General features: G+C 37.8%; 19 protein-coding genes. 7 read left to right on the top strand and 12 right to left on the bottom strand.

The features are described from left to right. Positions 1-7: 7 nt before the first annotated feature. Positions 8-1,255, bottom strand: coding sequence for a sensor histidine kinase (locus tag ACM46_RS00460; RefSeq protein ID WP_048504677.1), 1,248 nt, complete (start codon positions 1,253-1,255; stop codon positions 8-10). A 168-nt stretch (positions 1,256-1,423) separates the two neighbouring features. Between ACM46_RS00460 and ACM46_RS00455 the strand changes: the two genes are divergently transcribed. The 4 genes from ACM46_RS00455 (at position 1,424) to ACM46_RS00440 (ending at position 6,413) form a co-directional block, all read left to right on the top strand. Then, positions 1,424-1,834, top strand: a complete 411-nt coding sequence (locus ACM46_RS00455) for a DUF1573 domain-containing protein (protein ID WP_048504676.1) — start codon at positions 1,424-1,426, stop codon at positions 1,832-1,834. Between the two features lie 282 nt (positions 1,835-2,116). Beyond that, the gene (locus ACM46_RS00450; RefSeq protein ID WP_048504675.1) at positions 2,117-2,998 is read left to right on the top strand and encodes an SDR family oxidoreductase; all 882 of its coding nucleotides are present in this window, start codon (positions 2,117-2,119) and stop codon (positions 2,996-2,998) included. A gap of 86 nt (positions 2,999-3,084) precedes the next feature. Then, complete coding sequence (locus tag ACM46_RS00445) at positions 3,085-5,283, top strand: M1 family metallopeptidase (protein WP_048504674.1); 2,199 nt, start codon at positions 3,085-3,087, stop codon at positions 5,281-5,283. A gap of 302 nt (positions 5,284-5,585) precedes the next feature. Further along, positions 5,586-6,413, top strand: a complete 828-nt coding sequence (locus tag ACM46_RS00440) for an endonuclease/exonuclease/phosphatase family protein (RefSeq protein ID WP_048505536.1) — start codon at positions 5,586-5,588, stop codon at positions 6,411-6,413. Positions 6,414-6,420: 7 nt separating this feature from the next. Here ACM46_RS00440 and ACM46_RS00435 read toward each other — a convergent pair whose 3' ends face one another. Both ACM46_RS00435 and ACM46_RS00430 read right to left on the bottom strand, forming a co-directional pair. After that, positions 6,421-7,104 carry a response regulator transcription factor gene (locus tag ACM46_RS00435; RefSeq protein WP_048504673.1) on the bottom strand — a complete coding sequence of 228 codons (684 nt, stop codon included), beginning with the start codon at positions 7,102-7,104 and terminating at the stop codon, positions 6,421-6,423. After that, the gene (locus tag ACM46_RS00430) at positions 7,094-8,410 is read right to left on the bottom strand and encodes a sensor histidine kinase (RefSeq protein WP_048504672.1); all 1,317 of its coding nucleotides are present in this window, start codon (positions 8,408-8,410) and stop codon (positions 7,094-7,096) included. The genes ACM46_RS00435 and ACM46_RS00430 overlap by 11 nt, the downstream gene beginning before the upstream one ends. Positions 8,411-8,549: 139 nt before the next feature. On the opposite strand from ACM46_RS00430, the gene ACM46_RS00425 reads away from it, so the two are divergent. Then, positions 8,550-10,922, top strand: a complete 2,373-nt coding sequence (locus ACM46_RS00425; protein ID WP_048504671.1) for an outer membrane beta-barrel family protein — start codon at positions 8,550-8,552, stop codon at positions 10,920-10,922. 380 nt (positions 10,923-11,302) lie between these two features. Continuing rightward, the gene (locus ACM46_RS00420; RefSeq protein ID WP_048504670.1) at positions 11,303-13,168 is read left to right on the top strand and encodes a M1 family metallopeptidase; all 1,866 of its coding nucleotides are present in this window, start codon (positions 11,303-11,305) and stop codon (positions 13,166-13,168) included. 54 nt (positions 13,169-13,222) lie between these two features. On the opposite strand, the gene ACM46_RS00415 is transcribed toward ACM46_RS00420, so the two are convergent. The 9 genes from ACM46_RS00415 to clpB all read right to left on the bottom strand — a co-directional run bounded on the left by ACM46_RS00415 (position 13,223) and on the right by clpB (position 24,016). Continuing rightward, complete coding sequence (locus ACM46_RS00415; protein WP_048504669.1) at positions 13,223-14,227, bottom strand: zinc metalloprotease; 1,005 nt, start codon at positions 14,225-14,227, stop codon at positions 13,223-13,225. Positions 14,228-14,484: 257 nt separating this feature from the next. Further along, complete coding sequence (locus tag ACM46_RS00410; RefSeq protein WP_048504668.1) at positions 14,485-15,501, bottom strand: zinc metalloprotease; 1,017 nt, start codon at positions 15,499-15,501, stop codon at positions 14,485-14,487. A 274-nt stretch (positions 15,502-15,775) separates the two neighbouring features. Beyond that, entirely contained in the window at positions 15,776-16,792 is a 1,017-nt protein-coding gene (locus tag ACM46_RS00405) for a zinc metalloprotease (protein ID WP_048504667.1), read from the bottom strand. 250 nt (positions 16,793-17,042) lie between these two features. Then, positions 17,043-17,684, bottom strand: coding sequence for a response regulator transcription factor (locus tag ACM46_RS00400; protein WP_048504666.1), 642 nt, complete (start codon positions 17,682-17,684; stop codon positions 17,043-17,045). Further along, positions 17,681-18,352, bottom strand: a complete 672-nt coding sequence (locus ACM46_RS00395) for a sensor histidine kinase (RefSeq protein ID WP_241485945.1) — start codon at positions 18,350-18,352, stop codon at positions 17,681-17,683. The genes ACM46_RS00400 and ACM46_RS00395 overlap by 4 nt, the downstream gene beginning before the upstream one ends. An 89-nt stretch (positions 18,353-18,441) precedes the next feature. Then, positions 18,442-19,080 (bottom strand): hypothetical protein, encoded by a 639-nt coding sequence (locus tag ACM46_RS00390; protein WP_241485944.1) that lies wholly within the window; start codon positions 19,078-19,080, stop codon positions 18,442-18,444. Between the two features lie 44 nt (positions 19,081-19,124). Then, complete coding sequence (locus tag ACM46_RS00385) at positions 19,125-19,661, bottom strand: hypothetical protein (protein WP_048504663.1); 537 nt, start codon at positions 19,659-19,661, stop codon at positions 19,125-19,127. Positions 19,662-19,842: 181 nt separating this feature from the next. Next, positions 19,843-20,844: a zinc metalloprotease gene (locus ACM46_RS00380; protein WP_048504662.1), complete on the bottom strand. Its 1,002-nt coding sequence runs from the start codon at positions 20,842-20,844 to the stop codon at positions 19,843-19,845. A 577-nt stretch (positions 20,845-21,421) separates the two neighbouring features. Next, a complete protein-coding gene (clpB, locus tag ACM46_RS00375; protein ID WP_048504661.1) occupies positions 21,422-24,016 on the bottom strand; it encodes an ATP-dependent chaperone ClpB in 2,595 nt (864 codons plus the stop codon). A 471-nt stretch (positions 24,017-24,487) separates the two neighbouring features. On the opposite strand from clpB, the gene ACM46_RS00370 reads away from it, so the two are divergent. Then, positions 24,488-25,066 (top strand): TetR/AcrR family transcriptional regulator, encoded by a 579-nt coding sequence (locus tag ACM46_RS00370; protein WP_048504660.1) that lies wholly within the window; start codon positions 24,488-24,490, stop codon positions 25,064-25,066. Positions 25,067-25,210: the final 144 nt, after the last annotated feature.

Genomic DNA, 25,210 nt, shown 5'->3' with positions numbered 1-25,210 from the left:
TATCAATTTAAAAAGGGAAAAAAAGAGTGGTGGTAATTCCGCGGTCTGTATTATTTTCAACCGAAATTTTCCAGTTGTGCTGCCTGACTACTTTTTTTACATAAAACAATCCCAGCCCAAAGCCATTGATTTCCTCACTTTTTTTGGTGTTTACCCTGTAAAATTTTTCAAAAATATGAGGAATACTTTTGGCAGGAATTCCCATTCCGTTGTCTTTAAACTTTAAATATAAGCCTTTTGAATCTTTATAGGATGAAATAATGATTTCAGGTTTTGTTTCGCAATATTTAATGGAATTGTCCAGGATGTTGTAGATGATGTTGGTAAAGTGAAACTGATCCGCCATTATTGAATCATTGCCATCAAGGTCTATGTGGATAACAACATTTTCATTCTTTTGTTGTAAGGTATCTGCAATCTCCTCAATAAAAGGAAGGAGTATTATTTTTTGAGGTTTTAATGACAGTCCGGAGGAATCATTTTTAGCAATATTCAATATCTTTTCAATATGATTATTGAGCTTATAGCTTTGATTGATGATAATGGAAGTATAGGTCTGCAGTTTGGAATTTTCCTTTACGATATCCTGCTTGCTGAGAGACTCCGAAGCTAAAAGGATGGAAGATAATGGCGTTTTGAATTCATGAGTCATATTATTAATGAAATCGCGCTGCAGCTCCGAGAATTTTTTCTGCTGGATAATCGTATATATGGAATATACATACACCAGAAGAATGATAATCAGAGCAAATGTAAGCAGGTACCAAAACCTTAATGAGCTTATCAGATACGTAGTTTTATCGGGGAAACGTATGGAAAAGTAATAAATCAGGTTTTTATGCTTGGGAAAATTAATCACCTTGTCGCTGGGACTTTCCTGGTTTTTCGACATATATTTTCCATAAACCATTTTATCGCTGTGGCAGTTGTATAAAGCATACACATAATCGGTATTGACCTGAAAGCGGTTAAATTCTGTTCTCAGGTAATGCTCCAGAACTATGGGATGAAATTCATTATTGGTATTCACTACGTAATAGTCATTGGCAATATTCTGCACCGGATTTTCAGTAAAAGAAGTTTTTCCTCCTGACAATTTTTCGGCAACTTCCGATAAGGCAAGATTTACTTTTTGGTTAAATTTCTTATCTTCAAGATTATAAGCCTGCCGGGCCCACAGAAGCTGAGCTATTAAAATCCCAATAATAGCAATGAACCCGAGCGTTATAATGATATTGAGCTTTTTGATTTTCATTTCTGAAACAATATTATCCAAAAATATCTATTAATCTTTTATTATTAACAACTCGTTAACAAATGTTTGACAGCGGTTAACAAGTTGTAAGGATCAACTCCTTTACATTTGTTATATCAAAAGAGAACAAAGTATTCTTTTGGTCTTTCTAATTAAAAATTTATACTCATGAAAAAATTAAAAATCTCAGCACTTTTAGCCGTTATGGCATTCGCCCCGTTTTATGCTAATGTATTTCCTGTAGAAAGCAACTCAGTAGTAAAGATGATAGCAGATGCTATTAAATGGAAATCAGAATCTATTGATGTAGGAAACATTCCTCAGGGAAAACCTAAATTGATCAGATTTGAATTTACGAATACATCTTCAAAACCAATTGTGATTGAAAACGTAGCCCCATCTTGTGGATGTACAACAGCAGACTACACTAAAACTCCTATTCTTCCTGGGAAGAAAGGATTTGTGGAAGCGAGTTACAATGCAGCAGCGGCAGGCGCCTTCATGAAAACGGTAAACGTTACTACAAGTGATAGCAAAGCACCTAAGACGCTTTCGTTCAAAGGTGTGGTTGTTTCATAATCGTTTTTCCTGTCATATATTTATAAAAGCAGCTTTGTAATTCGTTACCGAGCTGTTTTTTTTATGTCCTTTCCTGAAATCCTAGCAGCTGATTAAACATTTACTTCTTCAGTGACGCAGTCACGCCTCTTAGCACCCTTCAATCTAAAAAGCTTGTCATTAAAACTTTGCGTTAAAATATAGAAGGAAAAGAGAATCACTATTTATAACATTATTATTTATCCCATTATTTTAAATGGCATGAATTCAATATTTAGTATTTTTAGGAAAAAATAAAATCATATGAATTTATATACACAGCCGATGCTTCGTGAAGATGCATTAAAAGATAAAGTAGCGATTGTAACAGGAGGCGGAAGCGGTCTTGGAAAAGCCATGACAAAATATTTTCTGGAACTGGGTGCGAAAGTGGTCATCACTTCCCGTAATCTGGAAAAACTACAGGGAACCGCAAAAGAATTGGAAGAGGAAACCGGAGGAAAAGTTCTGTGTGTAGCATGCGACGTAAGAAACTGGGATGAAGTAGAAGCTATGAAGGAAGCTGCTTTGAAAGAATTCGGAAGAATTGATATTTTATTAAACAATGCAGCCGGAAATTTTATCTCTCCTACCGAAAGATTAACCCATTCTGCATTTGATTCTATTTTGGATATTGTTTTAAAAGGAACAAAAAACTGTACGCTTTCCATCGGAAAACACTGGATTGATACTAAAAGCCCGGGAACTGTTTTAAATATTGTTACCACTTATGCATGGACAGGATCTGCTTATGTAGTCCCTTCAGCATGTGCAAAAGCAGGAGTTTTGGCCATGACCAGATCTCTGGCTGTGGAATGGGCCAAATACGGAATCCGTTTCAATGCCATTGCGCCGGGACCTTTCCCTACAAAAGGAGCTTGGGACAGATTGCTTCCGGGAGATCTTCAGGAAAAATTTGATATGAGGAAAAAAGTTCCTTTGAGAAGAGTAGGAGAGCATCAGGAGCTTGCCAACCTTGCAGCTTATCTTGTGTCAGATTATTCTGCTTATATGAACGGAGAAGTTGTAACCATAGACGGTGGAGAATGGCTTCAGGGAGCAGGAGAATTCAATATGCTTGAAGATATTCCGCAGGAAATGTGGGATGCTCTTGAAGCCATGATCAAAGCGAAAAAATCGAATTAATTAAAATTTTCATAAAATCACCCCGGACTTGTAACGATTCCGGGGTTTTTTATAACTTATCAGAGAAATAGTATAAAATTGACCAGATGAATTATAAACTTCCAAGTCTTGTTGCCGCAGCGGCAGTATTCCTGTTGTCAGGATCTGCTTTAGCTCAGGAAACACCAAAATACAGTTATGTAGAGGCTTTTAAACCCTTCTTTTATCCTCAGACAGGAACAGAAACACGCTCTGCAAGCGGACAGCCGGGACACGCTTACTGGCAGAACTCGGCAGATTACAACCTGAATGTAAGTCTGAATGATGCTAAAAACGAATTAACGGGAACTGCTGAAATTACTTACACCAATAACAGTCCGGATCAGATGGGCTTCTTATGGTTGCAGCTGGATCAGAATCTGTTTGAAAAAAACTCCAGAGGAAATGCTGTGGTTCCGCCGTCAGGAAGCAGAAACGGAGCTCATGGGCAGGAGCTGGACGGAGGTTATAAAATTAAATCTGTTATGCTCGATGGTAAGGAGGTAAAATATACGATTACCGATACCAGAATGCAGATAGATCTTCCGAAAGAACTGAAAGCTAAAGGAGGTGTTGCCAAAATCAAGATTGATTATTCCTTCGTGTCCCCGGAATATGGTTCAGACAGAATGGGAGTACAGAAAACAAAGAATGGCAAGATATTTACCATCGCCCAATGGTACCCGAGAATGTGTGTGTATGATGATGTGATGGGCTGGAATACACTTCCTTACGTGGGAGCATCGGAATTTTATCTTGAATACGGAAATATCACTGCGAATATTACCGTTCCGGCCAATCATTATGTAGTGGCATCCGGAGAACTTCAGAATTATAAAGAAGTATACAGCAAAGAAGAAAATAACCGTTGGGAACAAGCCAGAAACAGTGATAAAACGGTGATGATCCGTCCTGAATCCGAGATTGGAAAAAACCAGGCTTCCGGAACGAAAACATGGAAATTTAAAATAGATCAGACCCGTGATTTTGCATGGGCTTCATCTCCTGCATTTATTCTGGATGCAGCAAAAATTAATCTTCCCAGCGGTAAAAAATCTGTCGCTATATCGGCTTACCCTGCGGAGAGCGGTGGAGAAAAGGCCTGGGGAAGATCTACAGAATATACCAAAGCGGCTATTGAGCATTATTCCCAGAAATGGTATGAATACACCTATCCGGCAGCCACCAATGTAGCAGGAAATGAAGGCGGAATGGAATATCCGGGAATTGTTTTCTGTCATATGGATTCTGCGGGAGAAGACCTTTGGGGCGTTACGGATCATGAATTCGGACATAACTGGTTCCCGATGATCGTAGGTTCCAATGAAAGACTGTTTGCGTGGATGGACGAAGGCTTCAATACCTTTATCAATGAGTTATCCACACAGGCTTTCAATAAAGGAGAATACTATACCAAGAAAAGTATTGCCAGAAGCGGAAGCTTTATGATGGGCGATAATATCGAGCCTATTATGGTAGGTCCGGATAATATGAAAGAAAGAAGCATCGGAGTTCTGGCTTACTTTAAACCGGGAATCGGTCTTCAGATTCTGAGAGAATCTATTCTTGGTCCTGAGAAATTTGACAAGGCCTTTAAAAGCTATATCAACCGATGGGCTTTCAAACATCCTACACCGTGGGATTTCTTCCACACGATGGAAAACGTTTCAGGTGAGGAGCTGAACTGGTTCTGGAGAGGTTGGTTTATGAATAAATGGAAAATTGATCAGGCGGTTAAAGGAGTGAAATACACCAATGGTGATTTTAAGAACGGAGCCGAGATCACCGTTGAAAATATTGGACAGCTTCCAATGCCTACGACGGTTCAGGTGACATTTAAAGACGGAACAAAACAAACCCTGAAAATTCCTGTTGAGGTTTGGAAACGTAATACAGAATGGCTGCTTAAACTGGATTCAAATAAAGAAATTGGTGCAGTGACACTGGATCCGAACGGAATGATTCCTGATGTGAATATGACCAATAATACATGGCCGTCAGCAGAGAAAAAAGTGGTAGACAAGATCAATACAAAAGATTTTGCAGGGACTTACGGGATCAAGAGTGATCCGATTAAACTGGTCTTTACCGATAAAAGCGGACAGCTTTATTTAAAAGCAGGAGCTCAGCAGGAATTTCCTCTGAAATATACAGGAGGAAACGAATTCACTTTCGAAGAAGCTGCTATAGTCCTTCTGTTCAGCAAAGACAAGAAGACAGTTACCTTTAAACAGGGTGGAAGAGAATACGCATTTACAAAAGAATAGAGTACAGCTCTCAATACTATTAAAACCGGAACTTCAGGATTGGAGTTCCGGTTTTTTGTTGAGAGAAGGGAAAGGAGGAGGAAGATGGAAGATGGAGGTACTGTCCGGCCTTCAGTTCAATATTGTATGAAACATCCAATATTAAACCTTGAAAATTATTAACATTAAACCTGATTAGTTCTTCCTGCGACTTTAACTTCCATCTTCCCTCTTCCAAACGAATTAACAATAATGTACCCTAAACTTTCACTACCTCTCGTCAGGATATCCTATTTTTGTCATACTAATTTAAAATTATGATTATGAATTTCAGATTTTCAATGGTAGCCCTATTGATTTTTGCATTAGGATTTTCTCAGGATCTTAAAGTGATGAGTTTTAACATCAGGCTGCAGGTAACTTCAGATAAAGAAAATGCCTGGACAGAAAGAAAACAGGATGCGGTGGATTTGTTAAATTATTATCACCCCGATTATTTCGGAGTTCAGGAAGCCCTTCCCGAGCAGATGAAAGATATTAAAGCAGGACTTAAAAATTACGATTATGTAGGAGTAGGAAGAGATGATGGCAAAGAAAAAGGCGAATTTTCTGCTATTTTTTATGATACAAACAGACTTCAGGTAGTGAAATCAGGAACTTTCTGGCTTTCTGAAACACCGGAAATACCCTCCAGAGGATGGGATGCTGCCCTTAACAGAATCTGTACTTATGCTTTTTTTAAAGACAAAAAAACAAAAAAAGAATTCTTAGCGATGAACCTTCATTTTGATCATGTGGGAAATGTAGCAAGAGTGAAGTCCGCCGATCTTATTCTGAAAAAAATTAAAGAAATGAATCCTAAAAATCTTCCGGTAACCCTGTCCGGAGACTTTAACTTAACGGAGGATTCTGAGCCGATAAAAATCCTTTCACAGAATTTGAATGACAGTTTTTATCATTCCGAAACCAAACCTTACGGGCCCAAAGGGACCTTTACAGCTTTCAACGTTAATGAAATTCCTAAAGACAGAATTGATTATATTTTCGTGAAAGGTTTTAAAATAAAATCCCAGAGACATATCAATGACAGAAGAGAAAATCTGCTTTACCCATCGGATCATTTTCCGGTTCTTGCAGAGTTTTCTTTTTAATACGGAATCAGTTTTCCGGAAAATCGACTTCAAATCCAATTCCTCTCAGGGATTGGATTTTTACTGCGGGATCATTCAGAAAATATTTTCTCAGTCTGCTGATGAATACGTCCAGACTTCTTCCTGTAAAATAATCATTGGTTTCCCATAGATTGTCCAGAATATCGTCCCTTTTAATCATCGTTCCGTTGTGTTTCAGTAGATACAGAAGAAGTTCCTGTTCCCGGATGGTAAGGCGTATATTTCCTTCGGGATGGGAAAGCAGTAATTTTTCCGTATCCAGAAAATAACTGCCCATTTTAATCTGTGATGACGGGACAGGTTGCGTTCTTTTAAGGATATTTTTGATTCTTAAAACAAGTTCTTCAGGATCGCAGGGTTTTGCGATATAATCGTCTGCCCCGATCTTCAGCCCCATAAGACGGTCGATTTTCTGATTTTTAGCCGTCAGAAAAAGTATAGGAAAGCTGCTTTTCTCCTTTAAAATCAGTTTAGCCAGGGAAAACCCATCCATTGAAGGCATCATCACATCAAGGATACCAATATGAAACGGAAAATCATTCCCTAAAATATTGACAACTTCTTCCGGATTCTGAAACCAGGATACCTCAAAATCTTCCAGTTCAAGATACTGTTTCAGGATCATTCCGAAATCCGGATCGTCTTCTGCTAAAAGAATCTTAGTTTTCATAAGGTAACGATATTTTAAAGGCAGTCCCGGAATTGGAACGGCTGGAAACATCTATGTGGCCTTGATATTTGGTCACAATTTTTTTAACGAAATAAAGTCCAAGTCCCAACCCTTTGGTATTGTGGATGTTATTAGACTGGATTCTGTAAAATTTCTCAAAAATGGAGTCGAATTCTTTTTTCTCCATGCCGCAGCCATTGTCAGAGACCTCAATTTTAAGATGCTGAGCAGTTGTGCTGAGGTTGATCATTATCTGGGATGAACCGTATTTTACACTGTTTTCACAAAGATTTTTGATGACCGTTTCCATCAGATTTTTATCAAAAGGAAGCGGCTCTGAAACCTGATTAGTGAGTTGGAAATCTGTTTCAGGGTAAGTAAAAGCAAGATCCTGTATAAAGAAATTCCAGTCTTCAGGCTGTATTGAAGCCATTTCGGCGGAAGTTTCATCGGTATGAAGCTGGAGCATCAGATTTTCAAGACGGCCGATCTGCCGGTCAATCAGAGGGAGGGTTTCCGGATTCCATTCCTTTTTTAAAGCTTTAGAAGCAATTTTCAAAGTGGCGATCGGGGTTTTAAATTCATGGGAAATATTATCCACAACAGTGTGGAGAACTTCTACCTGTTTCTGTTGCCGTGCTAAATTTTTAACCGTAAAAATATAAAGCAGCAGAACACTCGCAAGAATAGCGATGCAGGAAATGGTAAGCAAGGCAAGCTCCTTAAATATAATGGTTTTGATATTTAAGATTTCAAAACCGGTATTGCTTTTTACAAAAAATGAATCATCTCTGGCCGGGCCATCACCGTCAGTCGTGGATTTTGATGAGGTTTCCCATTTGCCGGTATTGGAAATTTTAGAATTAGTGACTTTATTTTTCGTTTCGTACAGGGTAATCGGCGCATCAATCAGGCGGGTGCTGTCCGGAATATAAATAATAGAGATGTATTCCGTTTTTGTAGCTATTTTATAGCCTTCTTTTTTAAAACGCTGATCCACATACTGGCTTAAATGCTTTTCATTATCTTTTCTGTTCCTTTCAAAATAGGCCAGGAAATCTTTTTTACTGATTTTTTTGTCGTGATATCGGATCAGAATCTTATGAATGGTATCATCATTCCTGCTTTTCATGCCTCCCAGATCTTCCAGCCTGTCCGTGTAGTTGGTAAGTCCTTCATGCACGGTTCTGTAGATTTCGCGTTCCTTCACCTGATAGGTTTTGTACATAAAAAAGACCTGTATTCCCAGCAGAAGCAGGAACAGTGCAGCAAAAAGTGCGATAAGATATTTGCTTTTGGATATCATCAAAACAAAGATAAAGCTTTAGACTTTCCCCTTGAAAGCATTAACCCATCATTAACCTTTCATTAACCGAAATTTTCTCTGCAAATATTGAATTTTGAACCGTAAAGCAGAAAAATAGTCATGCTTTTCAAAATCAATTATGTATAAATTTTTTATTTTACTGCTGTTTCCTATGATGCTGTCTGCCCAGAATCAGACCATTAAAGGTTCAGTAACGGATGCGGACAACGGGAAAATATCTTCTGCTGATATTGAAGCTTATAATTTGAAGAATGAACTCATCAAAGCGATAAAAACAGATGCAGAAGGAAATTTCAGTCTGGAAGGAATTGCTGTGGATTCTGTAAAAATCATGATCAAAAAAAACGGTTATGAACCTTTTGAGGAAATAATAGGCACTCAACAGGAAAATGGATTGTTAAAAATCATGCTCAAAAAAAAGTCCCGGGAAATTGAAGGTGTTGTTATAACCAAACAGAAACCTGTGGTCACCAGAAAGGTAGACCGACTGGAATTTAATGTGGAAAACAGCAATATATCTTCACTCAATGCATGGGAAATTCTGAAGAAAACTCCGAATGTGACCATTAATAATGATGTGATCGCCATTAAAGGAGGTACAGGAATTCTTGTGACCATTAATGATAAAAAAGTAATGCTGACAGGAGAAGAGCTTAAAAACTTCCTTGAAAATACGCAGGGAGACGAAATTAAATCTGTAGAAGTCATTACCAATCCGCCTGCAAAATATGAAGCATCGGGTAGTGCAGTTCTGAATATTATTATGAAGAAAAATAAAATAGAAGGCTACCGCGGGACAATATTTTCCAAATATGTTCAGACGCAGTATGCGAAAGGGGTTGCGGGGATATCTCAATATTATAAAAAAGACAAGCTTTCTTTGATGGGAAGCTATTACCGAGGTTCAGGGACGTATTACCGTGAAGGTACAGATTATGTAAACTATCAGGAAAGCCAGACCAGATGGGTGAGTATCATGAACCGGAAAGATAAAAACAAGGCTCAGAATACCGTGAATTTCAATGCGGAATATGAAATAGACAGTCTTACTAATCTGAGTCTTAATTATTCAGGATTTTTCAGTCCCAAATCCTATGGAACCTATGTTGTACCTACTTTGATTTATAACAACCAGGATATCCCTGAGTCTGATTATACTACCATTAATGATCATCGATCCCGTACAATCAACAACTCACTGAGCTTTCAGGTGGATAGAAAGTTGAATAAAAAGAGCAGTCTTTCATGGATCAGTTATTTTACCGGAAATAATGCGGATAAATATCAGAATGTACTTACCCACCTGAATTTTGCAGGAGAAGCACCACGGAATGATAATTTTCTCACTCAAAATAAAGCAGATGTTAAGTTGTATTCTACACAGGCTGATTATCAGTGGAAAGATAAAAAACTGGAATTTGAATCCGGTGTAAAGTATAGTTTCGTGAAAACACAAAGCGGCCTCGATTTTTCAGACAACGAAAATGGGATACTGCAATACAGACCCGAGAAGAGCAGTATCTTCGATTATAAAGAACACAATTTTGCAGTGTATTCTTCATTAGCTTACAATCTTGGCCGATGGAATTTTAAAGGCGGACTCCGTGCAGAAATGACAGACCTGGAAGGAATAGTTTCTGAACCTTATGAGCTTAATAAAAATAATTACTGGAATCTTTTTCCCACTTTTTATGCTCAATATTCGACAGAAAGTAAGCATGAATTCGGGTTGTCTTACGGGAAAAGAATCAGCAGACCTTCTTATTCCTGGTTAAATCCTGCTAAATCCTATTACAATTTATTCTCTTATTATCAGGGAGATCCAAAACTGAAGGCAACTATTATTCACAATCTGAATCTTACCTATTCCTGGAAAGGCTGGAATCTGGATCTGTATTACCGTAAAGAGATTTATCCTTCCATGGAAATTTCATATCAGGAACCCAGTACAAACAGTCTGATCTATTATTTTACCAATATCGAAAAAGGACAGGCTTTTGGAGGAAGTCTCTACAAAAATTTTCAGATCAAACCCTGGTGGACATTGATTCTGTCTGAAAATCTGGAACACAACGAAAATTATTTTAAAGGTACGGATGGCCTTCTCTATAAAAACAAAGTATGGAACTGGGTTTCCAATATTTCAACAGGTTTTACGCTGGATAAAAGCAGTGACTGGAAAGTGGAAGCGGGGCATAAGTATTATTCGCCGGGAATACAGGGAACGTTCAGAATTTCCAGTGCTTGGTCCGCCTATTTCGTCATGAACCGTAAATTTTTTGATAAAAAGCTGGAAGCTTCTCTTATTTTCAATGATATATTCAGAACAATGGGGCAGAAGGTAAGTACAAAATATGCCAATCAGGATAATTATTTTCTGGATTATTCGGATAATCAGGGCTTTACTCTTTCTCTTAAATTTAATTTCGGAAATCAGTCTGTGAAGAATGCGAAAACGATAAAGAAAACGGACGAGCAGGATAGGCTGTGATCGCGCTGCGGGATGCGGGTTTCGGGGTGAGAGCGTTTTAGGGTTTGAGAGTTGCGGGTTTTACTAGTTTGGGTTTCGGAATACGGGGTTTGAATGTTATCAATTGGCGAGTTTGAGAGTTTACCGATCTGAAAAATATTGAATATAGGGCAAATACCTGGTGGCTGAGGCTCCCGAAGCCACCATTTACAGGCGCAACAGATTTCACCAGTGACATTTGCCCTATCTCTATCCCTCATTTCCCATCTGGCGTCTGATATCTGACATCTGCTGTCTAAAATCTAAAATTCTTTCCACCCATAAAACATTATTATAAAAGAAATAAGCACGTCCTGTTACATTTTTGCTAATTTTGATACTTATTTTTAAAAATTAGAGATATGAAACGATTTCTTTGTGCAGTGATAGCAACTGTTTTTATACAACAGTTTTCTGCTCAGGAGCTCTATATGCCAAGAAATATTAAAAAAGCCTATGAAAAAGGAACCCGTGATGTGTCTGGTGCTCCGGGTAAGAACTACTGGCAGAATAAAGGAATTTATAATGTAGAGGTAAAAGTGGATGCTGCCACTAAAACGGTCTTAGGAAAGGAGACAATCACGTACAGCAACAATAGTCCGGATGAACTTCAGGAACTGGCTGTCAGATTTGTGAACAATCTTCATAAGCCGCAATCCCCAAGATCGGGTTTTGTATCCAAAGATTTTCTGTCTTCAGGTCTTCATATCAAATCTTTCATCGTTAATGGTGAAAAATATGGGGTCAATAGTGATGATTGGGGAACTGTAGAAAAAGTAAAACTAAATAAAGCACTCAAGGCCGGAGCAAAAGCTGAAGTGAAAATTGAATGGGAATACCCGCTTTCTGTACAGAGTGGAAGAGAAGGGCAGATAGATCCGGAAACTTTTTATGTAGCCTATTCTTTCCCCAGAATTTCAGTTTATGACGATTATAACGGATGGGATATGCTTCCCCATTCGGACAGGCAGGAGTTTTATAATGATTTTAATGATTATAATTTTAGCATTTCTGCTCCCAAAAACTTTGTGGTTTGGGCTACCGGAGATTTTCTGAATCCTGATGCCGTACTTCAGCCGGAGTATTTAAAAAGATATAAATCCTCTCTTAAAAGTGATAAACTGATTCATATTGCTTCTGAACAGGAAATGAAATCCGGAAAAGTAACGAAACAGAATAAATGGAATGTCTGGAAATTTAAGGCCAGCCATATTACAGATTTTTGTTTTGCATTGAGCAACCATTATATGTGGGATGCGGCAAGTGTTCAGTTGAAAACAAAAAGAGCCAGTGTTCAGGCAGGATATAAAGCCGGTGCCAAAGATTTTGAACAGTATGTAGACTGGATGCGCTATAATCTGGACTGGTTCTCAAAAAAATGGCCGGGAGTAGAATATCCTTATAATGTGATGACTGCTATTCAAGGATATGCAGACATGGAATATCCTATGATGATTAATGACACCAGTATTCCTGATGACCTTCGTGATGCAAGACTTACAGCAGATCATGAGATTGCACACACATATTTCCCTTTTTATATGGGAATCAACGAAACCCGTTATGCTTTTATGGATGAAGGTTGGGCAACGACTCTTGAATATCTGATCGGAATTGACGAAAACGGAGAAGCGGCAGCCAAAGAATTTTATAAGAATTTCAGAGTTAAAAAATGGATTAAAGATCCCTCTGCTGAACAGGACCAGCCAATCATTACCATGAGTACACAGGTGAGCGGAGCCGGATACGGAAATAATTCTTATGTAAAAGCATCACTGTCTTATCTGGCATTGAAAGACTACCTGGGTGATGATCTTTTTAAAAAAGCATTGCTGCACTATATGAATAACTGGAACGGCAAGCATCCCGTTCCGTGGGATTATTTCAATTCTATGAATACGGGTTCCGGTAAAAATTTAAACTGGTTCTTTCAAAACTGGTTTTACAGTAATAATTATATCGATTTAAAGATAACGGGTGCTTCACAGCTAAACGATCTTCTTACTGTGAATGTAGATAATACAGGAGGATTTGCCATTCCGTTTGATGCTGTTTTGAATTATGAGGACGGATCTGTAGAAAAATTGCATTTCTCGCCCGGTATTTGGGAGAAAAATCAAAAACAGACAGATCTTACGGTTCCGATTAAGAAGAAAGTAAAATCAGTTACTTTAGACGGGGATATTTTTATGGATTACACGCCGGAAAATAATACAAAACCTTTATAAAATCAAAAGCCTGAATATAAATTCAGGCTTTTTTTATTGAAATTAATGTAGATATTAATAAAGTCTTAATCCGGATCTGGCCCCGTTAGAAGCTAATACCGACTGCACTCTTGTCTTTTGTCCTGCAGAGAACATGAACATTGCGGCGTCATCTACATAATCCATATAATTCATAAACATTACAGATCTTTGAACACCACTACAGGTATTGTATAGCGGGTATGACGGCTTTCCGTAATTCGCAGTAGTTTGTGTAGGTGTATCTGAAACCTGATCATTGCCACAGTTTGCATCTCCCCAGATATGTCTCAGGTTTAAATAATGCCCCACCTCGTGTGTTGCGGTTCTTCCCAGGTTGAAAGGTGATGATGCTCCGGTTTTTCCAAAATAAGGAGCGGCAATAGCTACACCGTCATTCCACAATCCTGCAGATTCAGGGAATGTGGCATATCCAAGAATAGTTTTTCCCTGGCTGGTCATTTTTCCAACAATCCAAATGTTTAAGTAATTGGCTGGGCTGGTAGCATCAATGCCACCTTTTGAGGCTTTCTTCATATCATCGTTGGTTGCCCAGCTTGATTTGCTTGTTGCTTTTCTTATGGTATTCACCAATCTGAATTTTACCTGCGTATTGCCTGCGCTTACAGCCTGGAATTCAGAAGGGATTTTATTAATGTCTGTGTTTGTTCCGCCGAAGTCTGCATTCAGAACGCTGATCTGCTCTGCAATTCTCGCATCAGAAACATTTTCTGCCGTTGTTTTGTAAAGTACATTGACAACAACCGGAATTTCTATACTTCCGTCCGGGAGAACTTTTCCGGCTTTTAAATCATTAGTAAATTTCTCTGTGTTTGTTTCCAGAGTAGCTAATCTTTGTCTGAGTTCTGCATTGCTGTTTAAAGCCTCTTGTCTTACCTCTTCAGATGCGCAGCCTCTTTTTGCCAGATCAGATGAAGAAGTGTTGTCGTTGGCGGGATTTTCATTTTGATTAGAAATGTTGTCGCTGTTACAAGCTGTTATGAAGCTTAGAGCAATCACGCCGAATAATAGTTTTTTCATAAATTTTCAAGTTTTGGAAGATGAAATTAAATAATTGTTAATTATTACGCAATAGTTTATTTAGTATTTTGGTAATTAATTGGTATTTTTTTCTTTGAATAATTATGTTTGTCATAATAAATTAGAGAAAATTATGATATTGTGTTAATTTGATTTCAGGAGCTTGCCTATTGTGCATTTCTGTGTCTTATAGGGTTTAATAAAAAAGCCTGAATATTCATTCAGGCTCTTCATTATTTAAAATCATTTTACTTTTATTATCTCAATCCGGCTCTTGGACCTGCTGCGGCTACTACAGCCTGCATTCTTGTTTTCTGATTGGCGGAGAACATAAACATCATTTTGTCATCCACATAATCCATATAATTCATAAACATTTGAGAACGGCTTACTCCTCCACAAGTTTTGTATAAAGGATAGGTTGGTGTTCCGTAGTTAGGACCGGGAGAATCAGGGGTGTCATTAGAATAATCAGTCAGGCATCCTGCATCTGAAGGCCCCCAGATGTGAGGTAAGTTTAAATAATGACCTACTTCGTGTGTAACGGTTCTTCCCAGGTTAAATGGAGCCGAAGCGCCTGTTTTTCCGAAATATTGGCAACCTATTACAAGACCGTCATACCATAACCCGACAGATTCAGGAGAAGTTGCATATCCTAATATTCCTGGAACTCCGTTCTCATCAAGGATAGAATTAACAATCCATACATTCATGTTTTTTGTAGGATTAGTGGTATCAATACCTCCTGTACTCGATTTCTTCATTTCGTCCAGATCAATTTTCCAACCTGTTTTTGAGCTTTGCTTACGGTTGGTTGCCACCAGTTTGAAACGGATTTTCACATCTCCGGCAGCAGCAGGCTTGAATTCAGATGGTATTTTGTTAATATCAGAGTTGGTTGCTCCATAGTCTGTATTCAATATAGCAATTTGTTCTGCAATTCTCGCATCGGAAATGTTTTGGGGCGATGTGTTATAGATCACATTTAAAACAACCGGGATTTCAACAGTTCCGTCTGCCAGTACTTTGCCCATCATAACATCTTTTGAGAATTTTTCAGCCTGTAATTCATTGGCTTCATATCTGGCTCTCAGTTCAGGATTATTTTTAAGAGCTTTCTCTCTTAGAAGATCAGAAGGGCAGACTCTCTTTGATGTGGCATTGGTGGTAGGAATCTCTGAGTTTTGGGACATTTCTTCCTGATTGGACACGTTGTCGCTGTTACAAGCAGATAATGCACCTATTACCAGGATTCCAAACAATAGTTTTTTCATAACATTTGATATTTAGGTTTGTGTGATAAAATTATTATCCCCGAAAATAAAATGCAATCAAATGAGAATTATTTTTGAAATTGTACGGGTATTTGGGTGTTTTGTTGTTTTTGTCTTAAATATTTTAATGTTTTGTTGAGGTTGTAGTTTAAATAATTGCATGTGATAATAAGGATAAATCCCTGTTGTATGAATTTATTTGATGAGAATCTATACAAAAAAAGCCTGAACATTCATTCAGGCTTTTCATTATTTAAAATTAATTTACTTTTTATTATCTTAATCCGGCTCTTGGACCAGCAGCAGCTACTACAGCCTGCATTCTTGTTTTCTGATTTGCAGAGAACATAAACATGGCTTTGTCATCTACATAATCCATATAGTTCATAAACATCTGAGAACGGCTCACTCCTCCGCAAACTCTGTTTAAAGGATAAGAAGGTGTTCCGTAGTTAGGACCAGGAGAAGTTGGAGTGTCATTAGAATAATCCGTCTGGCATCCTGTATTGGAAGATCCCCAAAGGTGAGGCAGGTTTAAGTAGTGACCTACTTCGTGTGTAACGGTTCTTCCTAAGTTGAACGGAGCAGAAGCTCCTGTTTTTCCAATGTATTGGTAACCTATTACAAGACCATCATACCATAATCCTGCAGATTCAGGGTAATATGCGTATCCTAGTGTTCCCGGGTCTCCGTTCTCATCAAGGATAGAATTAACAACCCATACGTTCATATTTTTTGTAGGATCAGTAGCATTAATACCTCCGGTAGTTGATTTTTTCATTTCTTCCAGATCAGATCTCCAGCCTGTTTTTGTACTTTGCTTACGGTTGGTTGCTACCAGTTTGAAACTGATTTTAACGTTGCCGGCAGCAGAAGACTGGAATGCTGAAGGTATTTTATTGATGTCAGAATTGGTAGCGCTGTAATCTGCATTCAATACTGCAATTTGTTCTGCAATTCTAGCATCAGAAACATTTTGGGCGGATGTGTTGTAGATCACATTGAAAACAACCGGGATTTCAACGGTTCCGTCTGCCAGTACTTTGCCCATGGATAGATCTCTCAGATAGTTTTCAGACTGTAGCTCATTAGCCTCAAATCTGGCTCTTAGTGTCGGATCGTTTTTAAGAGCTTTTTCTCTTATGATGTCTGAAGGGCAGGTTCTCTTTGATGCGGCATTGGCGGTAGGAACCCCTTGATCTTGGGACATTTCTTCCTGATTGGATAGGTTGTCGCTGTTACAGGCTGACATGAAGCTCAGGACAAGAGCCCCGAAGAATAGTTTTTTCATAATATATTGTTAATGGTTTGGTCTCCAAATTTATATTATAAAAAATTAAAAAACAAAATATTTTGATAAATATTTAAATATTTACTACCCAACCCTTATTGTTATTGAATATTATTTACTTTATTCTGTATTTTGTTGAATTTTAATCATATCACTATGGTGTGTTTAATTATTTTACTACGTAATTTGTTTTTATTGAAAATAATTAATTGATTTTATTCAAAAAGATTAAAAATTTTAATATTTTTTGTTAGCCTGCAAATCCATTTTTAATAGCAAAAACGGCAAGTCCTACCCGTGTTTTCAGGTCTAATTTATCACATAACTGGTCACGATAGCTTTCTACGGTTCTCGGACTGCAGCACATTTTATCTGCAATCTCTTTATAACTTAGCTCTGTTACGGTATATTTCAGGAACTCTCTTTCACGGTCTGAGATTCTTATGGTATTTTCTGTTTCCTTGTCCTTGTTCAGATTGGAAAATATAATTTTGGATGCCCATTCCGGGTAAAAGAATCCGTCAGAGTTTAATTTTGTTAAAGCTGTTTCCAGATCTTTAGGATGGGTGTTTTTCAGCAGATATCCTTTCGCGCCGTTTTTAATCATTTTTATGACACTGTTGTCATCGCCCTGCATGCTGAGTGCCATTGCTTTGATGTCCGGATGATTCTGCGAAAGCCAGGCTGCGGTTTCAAAGCCATCCATGATAGGCATGCTGATGTCCAATAGGATGATATCGGGAATTTTTTCACCACTTTCGAATTTCTCAATCAGGTCCTTACCGTTCTCACACACGTAAATGACTTCGAATTCTTTAAAATTGCCAATAATTCCTTCAAGTGCTTTGGCGATAAGGATATGGTCGTCTACAATAACTATCGTTTTTTTCATGACTGTTTTTTTAGAATAATATTGAGTGTTGTTCCGATGTTTTTATGGCTTTCAAAACTGAATTCGGCGCCTATGATTGCTGCCCTGTTTTTCATATTCGTCAGTCCTATTCCTCCGGATTTTATCTTGCTGTTATCAAACCCGATTCCGTCGTCTCTGAGATTCAGTTCCCAAAGGATCTCATCCGAAGTGCTCAGACTGATAAATATATTTTTACAGTTGGCGTGCTTGATACTGTTCTGGATGAATTCCTGTGTAATTCTCAGTAATACATTTTTGTGAACAAATCCCAGATCCAGCTGTTTAAAATTATGTTCGAAAGTTACCTTACACCTTTTGAAAGTATTGGTGTTATCCACCTCTTCCTGAATTAAAGTTACAATTTCCTTTTGGTTAATATTATCATCAGTAAGAGTTTTTGAAAGGCTCCTCAGATCCTGCAGAGATTGATTGATGATCTGAGAAACCTGGTCAATTCTTTCACTTACTTCCGGGACCCTGTTTTCGTAAAGAAGCTGTTGGGTATACAGGCTGACCAGGGTTAATTTCTGCCCGATATTATCGTGAAGTTCACGCCCGATCTGCTGCATCGTTGCCTGCTGAATTTCAAGCTGGGTAGCCAGCAGCTCCCGCTTATGAATTTCGTTCTTTACTTCAATTTCATTCATATATTCTTTTTTGCGTTGCTGGTATTTTCTGATATAAACCATTATAGCAGCTACAAACAATACAAAGAATATATTGAATAAAATTAATGTTATGATGAGCTCTGTTTCCCCCATATGAATGAAATTGAAAATAATAAATACATAATAATTCCCGAAATCAGAAAATAAGAAAAATAAATGTCATGAAGCTCTCTGTAATTCTTAATTAGAGTAAAGAATGTCCAGAACGGCAATGTTCCTATGTAAAATAAGGTAACTCCCAGATTGATGTAAAACATTTTGTTCCTGCTGAAGTTGAGGATCTCGGCAGAGTTAATCTGTTTGTAATATTCCATGATAACCAGCACCATAAGGATAAGACAACCAAACGTATAGTTGAAAGATAAAATGATCTTTTTAGTGGTGAAAAATATTTCGCTGGGTATGAATGATAATAAATAGAGTAGGGACAAAATGTAGAAAAGTTTAGGCCTTCCCAGTGACTTTGCTGCATACAACCAATAAAAGAAAAGAAACTCAAGTGGGATTACGAAATAATTGAAAAAGTACGGCTTATTATAATCCATAAACAAATATCCCCATTTTCCAATGGCTTCAGAGATAAACATGATTATAAGATAGATGGAAAAGACATTCCAGTATCGGTCTTTCTTACTGCGGTTGTAGTAAAAAAGGGATATGATAGCGGCAAGTCCTTCCATCCAGATCAGGGATTTCTGAAGTATCATATGAAAATCAGCCATGTTTGTTGTGAGGTAAAATAAATTATTGATTAAGGAAACATCTCGGTTTTTGGATTATCGGGTGGAGATAAAGTTCCGTGGTTTTCTGCAAGAGTTAAGGAGTTGAGTGCTTGTTTTCTTGATGCCAATGCCAGTGTAGAACCGTTATTGGAAGGGCAGAAATCGTAATTAAGCATGTCTCCGTTTTCGTCTTCTTTCTTTAACGTAGGAATCATCACCAGAGTGTGTCTTTCCGCGTATTCTCTTTCTACAGGATGGCTTTCCATAATGCCCCAGTCATCAGCTTTCGGATAGGCTGCATAATAAAATCTGATCCCCAAATCTGCTTCGGAAACATCAGGATTTGCGTTTCTGGCTTCATTTTCTATACAGGCAATGAAATTTTTAAGTTTTGCAAGGTCAAACCAGATAGATTGAGAATCTGTAATTCCCAATTCCTTGTTGACGGCCTGCATTTGGTTGTCTCTGTAGTTACTGATCAGTTTTTTTACGAGCTCTGATGCAATGGTATTGCTACCCGGAATAGCTTCAGATGCCCCGCCTTTTGGAGTAGGTTCTGTTTTCATAACGTTAGTTTTATAATAGAATGTTAGTTAGTAGCGCAAATTTCGTAAAAATTTATGTTAAACAGCATGTGTTTTTTCCCGTTAATTTTCCGTGTTTTTACGGATTGTATAAAATATTGAAATAACAAAGTCCCCAACGTATAAAACGCTGGGGACTTTTGGATATAGTAGTGTGATGTGATTATAGTAATCTCAGACCGGCTCTTGGCCCATTTGCGGAAATTGAAGCCTGCATTCTGTCGTTTTGTTTCTTTGTAAACATGAATAGAGTGGTTTCATCAGAATAATCCATATAATTCATGAACATGGTAGAACGTGATACGCCTCCACATGTTTCCATTTTAGGATAAGAAGGTACGCCTCTGTGGTTGGTGATCTGCTGTGGAGTATCATCTACGAAGTCGTTTCCACAGTTGGCATCACCCCAGATGTGTCTAAGGTTCAGATAGTGTCCTACTTCGTGTACGGTTACTCTTCCTTTGTTGTGAGTGGCAACAGGTCCGCCTTCACCCACGTATTCGTCCATCATTACTACACCGTCATTCCAAAGTCCTGCAGATTCAGGGAAAGTAGCGTACCCAAGAACGTATCCTGTCTGATACGGCATGTAATTAACTACCCAGATATTTAGGTATTTGCTTGGATCTGTAGCATTGATACCTCCTGTTGAGGATCTTTTCATATTGTCGTTAGGAGCCCAGTTGGAAACGGTTGTAGATTTTCTGTTGGTTTGTATCAGTCTGAATTTTATTTTTGTATTTCCTGCATTCACCGGCTGGAATTCTGCCGGAATATTAGAAACATTAGCGTGAGTAGAAGCGAAAGCTTTGTTCAGTACATCAATCTGAGAGTTTATTCTCGCATCCGATACGTTGTTTGTGCTGTTGGTGTAAAGAACATTGAAGATTACAGGGATTTCAACAGTGCCGTCGGCAAGAACCCTGCCCATTTTCTTATCTTCAATAAATTTTGCGGTGCCGTTTTCTATCTGATTCATACGCTGAGCCGCTTCGGGATTTTCTGAAAGGAATTTTTGTCTCACAATATCTGAACCGCAGATGGCTGTTCCTTTATTCGCCATGGCAGGCTGTTCAGGGGTTGTTTTTTCTGAGTTGAGATTTTCTGTTTCGTTGTTACACGAGACGAAAAGAGTAATTAATACTCCTAATACTGCTTTTTTCATAAAATTATTGTTTTGTGGTTTGAATGTATCACAAATGTATGAAAAATATGCATTGTTTGAATATAATCTAATAATTTAACATTATTTATTGTTAATTTGCTATTTTGTTAAAGTTTAAATTATTCATTATTTTTTTTATTTTGATTTATTATTTTAACCATTCTATTAATATATAAAATTGATAGACTATATCTTTTAAGTTACTCGGAAAATTATAAGCAGGATAAATTTCAAAAAAAAACCGGAGAATTTTTCTCCGGTTGGTGTTTTAAATACATGGATATCTCCTCCAGTCTCTGCAGATATATCCTGTGGAGCAACATTGCCCGGTGGGACAAACCATATCAAGGGAGCAGTCGATTTGGGAAGGGATGCTTATTCCACCATTGATTTTCTTTAAATCGTTTCTTTTTAGCTTTTTCATGTTGATTTTGTTTTAGTTATTAATTTATTTGGTTTATAAATATACTAATTATATCACTAATTGTTGATAAAATTTGATAATAAAAAATAAGTGATGCAGATTGGGGCTGCACCACTTACTTACAAAAATAATATATATGAAAAAAAAACTACTTTATTGATCTGTCGGTCTGAAAACCAAACCGGTCTCTTCAAAATAATCCAGTGTGATTCTGTCGCCGTCATTTACACTTCCTGCAAGAATCTCTTTAGACAATTTATTTAATACTTCCTGCTGGATTACTCTTTTCAGCGGTCTTGCTCCAAAAGAAGGATCATAACCTTTATTCATCAGATAATCTACAGCATCCTGAGTAGCCGTCATGATAATATTTCGTTTGGCAAGCATATCATTAAAGCCTCTCAGCTGGTACTGAACAATTTTTCCGATCTCTTTTTTGCTCAAAGGCTGGAAGAGTACCACTTCATCTATTCTGTTCAGGAATTCCGGGCGAAGCGTCTGTTTCAATAGATCAAAAACTTCGTCTTTGGTTTTATCTACAATCTCATCCTGGTTTTCATCTGTAATGTTTTCGAAGTTCTCCTGGATCAGATGCGAACCTAAATTAGAAGTCATAATGATAATCGAATTTTTAAAATTCACCACACGTCCCTTGTTGTCTGTAAGACGTCCGTCATCTAAAACCTGCAATAGCGTGTTGAAAACATCCGGATGCGCTTTTTCAATTTCATCCAGAAGTACAACAGAATAAGGTCTTCTTCTTACAGCTTCAGTCAGCTGTCCACCTTCATCATATCCTACATATCCCGGAGGAGCACCTACCAGTCTGGAAACACTGTGTCTTTCCTGGTATTCACTCATGTCAATCCTCGTCATATTGTTTTCATCATCAAACAGATACTCGGCCAAAGCTTTGGCAAGCTCCGTTTTTCCGACTCCCGTAGTTCCTAAGAATAAGAAAGATCCGATAGGTTTTTTATCATCACTTAATCCCGCTCTGTTTCTTCTGATAGCATCTGCTACTGCACCAATGGCTTCATCCTGTCCCACAACACGGTGGTGAAGTTCACCTTCAAGGTTCAACAGTTTTTCTCTTTCGGACTGAAGAAGTTTGGTTACAGGAATTCCGGTCCATTTTGCAATAACTTCAGAGATGTTTTCAGAAGTAACTTCTTCCTTAATTAATTCATTCTGATGATTTTGCATCTCCAGTTCCAGTTTCTGCAAAGCATCTTCCTTTTCTTTTATTTTTCCGTACTGAATTTCTGCAACTTTCGCATAATCTCCAGCTCTTGAAGCCTTTTCAGCTTCCAGTTTAAGAGATTCAATATCTTTTTTAATCTGGGTTAAGTCCTCAGATTTTTGCTTTTCTTTCAGCCATTTTGCATTAATCTCGTTTCTTTCTTCAGAAATTCTTGAGATATCTTCTTTCACATGATCAATCTTCGTCTGGTTTCCTTCTCTTGAAATGGCAGCCAATTCAATTTCCAGCTGCATAAGTCTCCTGTCCAGCACATCCAGTTCTTCCGGTTTTGAATTGATTTCCATTCTCAGTTTGGCAGAAGCCTCATCAATAAGGTCAATCGCCTTGTCCGGTAAAAAACGGTCTGAAATATACCTCTGAGACATTTCCACAGCAGCAATAATCGCTTCATCTTTGATTCTTACTTTATGGTGAGCTTCATACTTATCCTTGATTCCACGTAAAATCGAAATCGCAGATTCGGTATCCGGCTCTTCCACCATTACCTTTTGGAAACGTCTTTCCAGTGCTTTATCTTTTTCAAAATATTTTTGATATTCATTCAGAGTCGTAGCACCGATAGCTCTTAATTCCCCTCTTGCCAAAGCAGGTTTGAGAATATTGGCAGCGTCCATCGCTCCTTCACCGCCTCCGGCTCCTACCAAAGTGTGGATCTCGTCAATAAACAGAATGATCTGTCCTTCAGATTTAATCACTTCATTCACAACGGATTTTAGACGCTCTTCAAATTCACCTTTATATTTGGCTCCTGCAATTAAGGCACCCATATCCAGGGAATACAAAGTTTTATCCATAAGGTTTTCCGGAATATCTCCTGAAATAATGCGGTGTGCAATTCCTTCAGCAATCGCCGTTTTACCGACACCCGGCTCTCCGATGAGAATCGGATTGTTTTTGGTTCTTCTTGAAAGAATCTGAAGCACTCTCCTGATTTCTTCATCACGCCCGATCACAGGATCCAGTTTTCCTTCTGCTGCTAATTCGTTGAAATTTTTAGCATATTTATTTAAGGACTGATAAGTTTCTTCCGAGCTGGCAGAAGTGGCTTTACTCCCTTTTCTTAATTCTTTAATAGCACCTTCCAAAAGACTTTTGGTCACTCCCATATCTTTCAGCATCTTGGAAACTTCAGAACCGGTTTCCAGTAATGTTAACCATAAATGCTCGATAGTTACATATTCGTCGCCCATTTTTTTGGCAACATTGGGAGCATCCAGCAATACTTTATTGGCGGATTGGGACAGATAGATATTCCCTCCCTGAACCTTTGGAAGCTTCTCTATATTTTCACGGTTGCGCTCTCTTACCAAAGTGGCATCTGCTTCAGATTTTTTTAATAAGAAAGGCGAAATATTTTCATCTACCTGAAAAATACCTTCAAGTATATGTTGCGGTTCTATGCTTTGATTGCCAAATTCCAAAGCAGTCTGTTGCGCTGCCTGGATTGCTTCTTGTGATTTTACAGTATATTGGTTTAAATTCATATTTTTTATGTTTTTTGTAATATTTTGTTGTTGGTTGTGTGATGAAAAGACATTAAGAAACCAAATTTTAAGGCCTGATTTCCTAATGCCATCAGTTATTTAATCATTTAATCGATTACCTTACCGCAAAAACTGTTCAATTATTAAATTTATAAAAAATATGGACAAAATTTCCGAATTATCTATTTTTAACGTAAAATTAACTTGACAAAATTTCCGATTCCATGATGTTTTACCTGAAATAATGGAAAAACCGTCAGATTAAGAAAAAGCTTAAAAAACTAAAAGACTGGGAAAGTTGTGTATTAAAAGGCTTCTTTATATGAACTTAACTGGAAATTCCCCTCTGTCGGAGGAGTGGCAAATTGTAAATTTAACAGGTAGTTTTAGAAAACTCCCGCTTTTCCGTTTAAAATCATGATGTTAAATTAATTTATTACCGTCAGAATAGTTATTTTTGCATTTTATCAGATGGAGCTTAAAGAAAAACAGAAAAAAATTTTAGATGTAGCCGTAGAACTTTTCAAAGAGAAAGGGTATATGGGCAGCTCGGTGAGAGACCTGGCTACAAAGCTTAATATCAAAGCTGCGTCGCTGTATGCCCATATCCGTTCAAAAGAAGAAATCCTGGAATGGATCTGTTTCGGAATTGCTCAGGAATTTTTCGATGAACTCCAGGAAGTAAAAAATACAGATATTGCTCCTAAAGATAAGCTGAACTTATTTCTCGACAAACATTTATCTGTTGTCCTTCAGAACCGTGATGTTACCCACATTTATTCCAATGAATGGAGGCACCTTGAGGAAAGGCTGCCTGAGTTCATCGAATTAAGAAAAAATTATCAGGAAGAAGTGGAAGAACTTATTTCTGAGATCTACAGAGCTGAAAACTGGGAACTGAAATCTCCGGCTTTCACGACAAGGTTCATTCTTCATACCCTGAATAATTCCTACTTCTGGTTCAAAAGAAATACAGAGTCCACCTCTGAAATCACGGATGAAATTAGAGCCAAGCTTTTATACGGATTATTGGGAAATCAGAAACAGTAGCTTTTTTACCACAAAAAAGCTCAAAAATTTTTAAAATCTACACTCCGGCAAAATCTGCCCAATCTGCTTTATCCGCGAGGAAAAAAATCAGCATTTAGATTCTAAATTATGAGATAATCAATAGTCCATCAACAAAATTACAGC

This window comes from Chryseobacterium angstadtii, assembly GCF_001045465.1.
In the GTDB taxonomy this organism is placed as follows: Bacteria; Bacteroidota; Bacteroidia; order Flavobacteriales; family Weeksellaceae; genus Chryseobacterium; species Chryseobacterium angstadtii.
Note: the sequence above shows the minus strand (reverse complement) of the source record. Positions and strands in the feature narration are given on the sequence as shown.

Coding starts and splice junctions, on each gene's coding strand:
- ACM46_RS00410 (WP_048504668.1), bottom strand. CDS start 15,501: ATGAAAAAACTATTGTTTGGAATCCTGGTAATAGGTGCATTATCTGCT.
- ACM46_RS00395 (WP_241485945.1), bottom strand. CDS start 18,352: ATGAATGAAATTGAAGTAAAGAACGAAATTCATAAGCGGGAGCTGCTG.
- clpB (WP_048504661.1), bottom strand. CDS start 24,016: ATGAATTTAAACCAATATACTGTAAAATCACAAGAAGCAATCCAGGCA.
- ACM46_RS00460 (WP_048504677.1), bottom strand. CDS start 1,255: ATGAAAATCAAAAAGCTCAATATCATTATAACGCTCGGGTTCATTGCT.
- ACM46_RS00430 (WP_048504672.1), bottom strand. CDS start 8,410: ATGATATCCAAAAGCAAATATCTTATCGCACTTTTTGCTGCACTGTTC.
- ACM46_RS00440 (WP_048505536.1), top strand. CDS start 5,586: ATGAATTTCAGATTTTCAATGGTAGCCCTATTGATTTTTGCATTAGGA.
- ACM46_RS00370 (WP_048504660.1), top strand. CDS start 24,488: ATGGAGCTTAAAGAAAAACAGAAAAAAATTTTAGATGTAGCCGTAGAA.
- ACM46_RS00455 (WP_048504676.1), top strand. CDS start 1,424: ATGAAAAAATTAAAAATCTCAGCACTTTTAGCCGTTATGGCATTCGCC.
- ACM46_RS00415 (WP_048504669.1), bottom strand. CDS start 14,227: ATGAAAAAACTATTATTCGGCGTGATTGCTCTAAGCTTCATAACAGCT.
- ACM46_RS00405 (WP_048504667.1), bottom strand. CDS start 16,792: ATGAAAAAACTATTCTTCGGGGCTCTTGTCCTGAGCTTCATGTCAGCC.
- ACM46_RS00400 (WP_048504666.1), bottom strand. CDS start 17,684: ATGAAAAAAACGATAGTTATTGTAGACGACCATATCCTTATCGCCAAA.
- ACM46_RS00380 (WP_048504662.1), bottom strand. CDS start 20,844: ATGAAAAAAGCAGTATTAGGAGTATTAATTACTCTTTTCGTCTCGTGT.
- ACM46_RS00420 (WP_048504670.1), top strand. CDS start 11,303: ATGAAACGATTTCTTTGTGCAGTGATAGCAACTGTTTTTATACAACAG.
- ACM46_RS00425 (WP_048504671.1), top strand. CDS start 8,550: ATGTATAAATTTTTTATTTTACTGCTGTTTCCTATGATGCTGTCTGCC.
- ACM46_RS00445 (WP_048504674.1), top strand. CDS start 3,085: ATGAATTATAAACTTCCAAGTCTTGTTGCCGCAGCGGCAGTATTCCTG.
- ACM46_RS00450 (WP_048504675.1), top strand. CDS start 2,117: ATGAATTTATATACACAGCCGATGCTTCGTGAAGATGCATTAAAAGAT.
- ACM46_RS00385 (WP_048504663.1), bottom strand. CDS start 19,661: ATGAAAACAGAACCTACTCCAAAAGGCGGGGCATCTGAAGCTATTCCG.
- ACM46_RS00435 (WP_048504673.1), bottom strand. CDS start 7,104: ATGAAAACTAAGATTCTTTTAGCAGAAGACGATCCGGATTTCGGAATG.
- ACM46_RS00390 (WP_241485944.1), bottom strand. CDS start 19,080: ATGATACTTCAGAAATCCCTGATCTGGATGGAAGGACTTGCCGCTATC.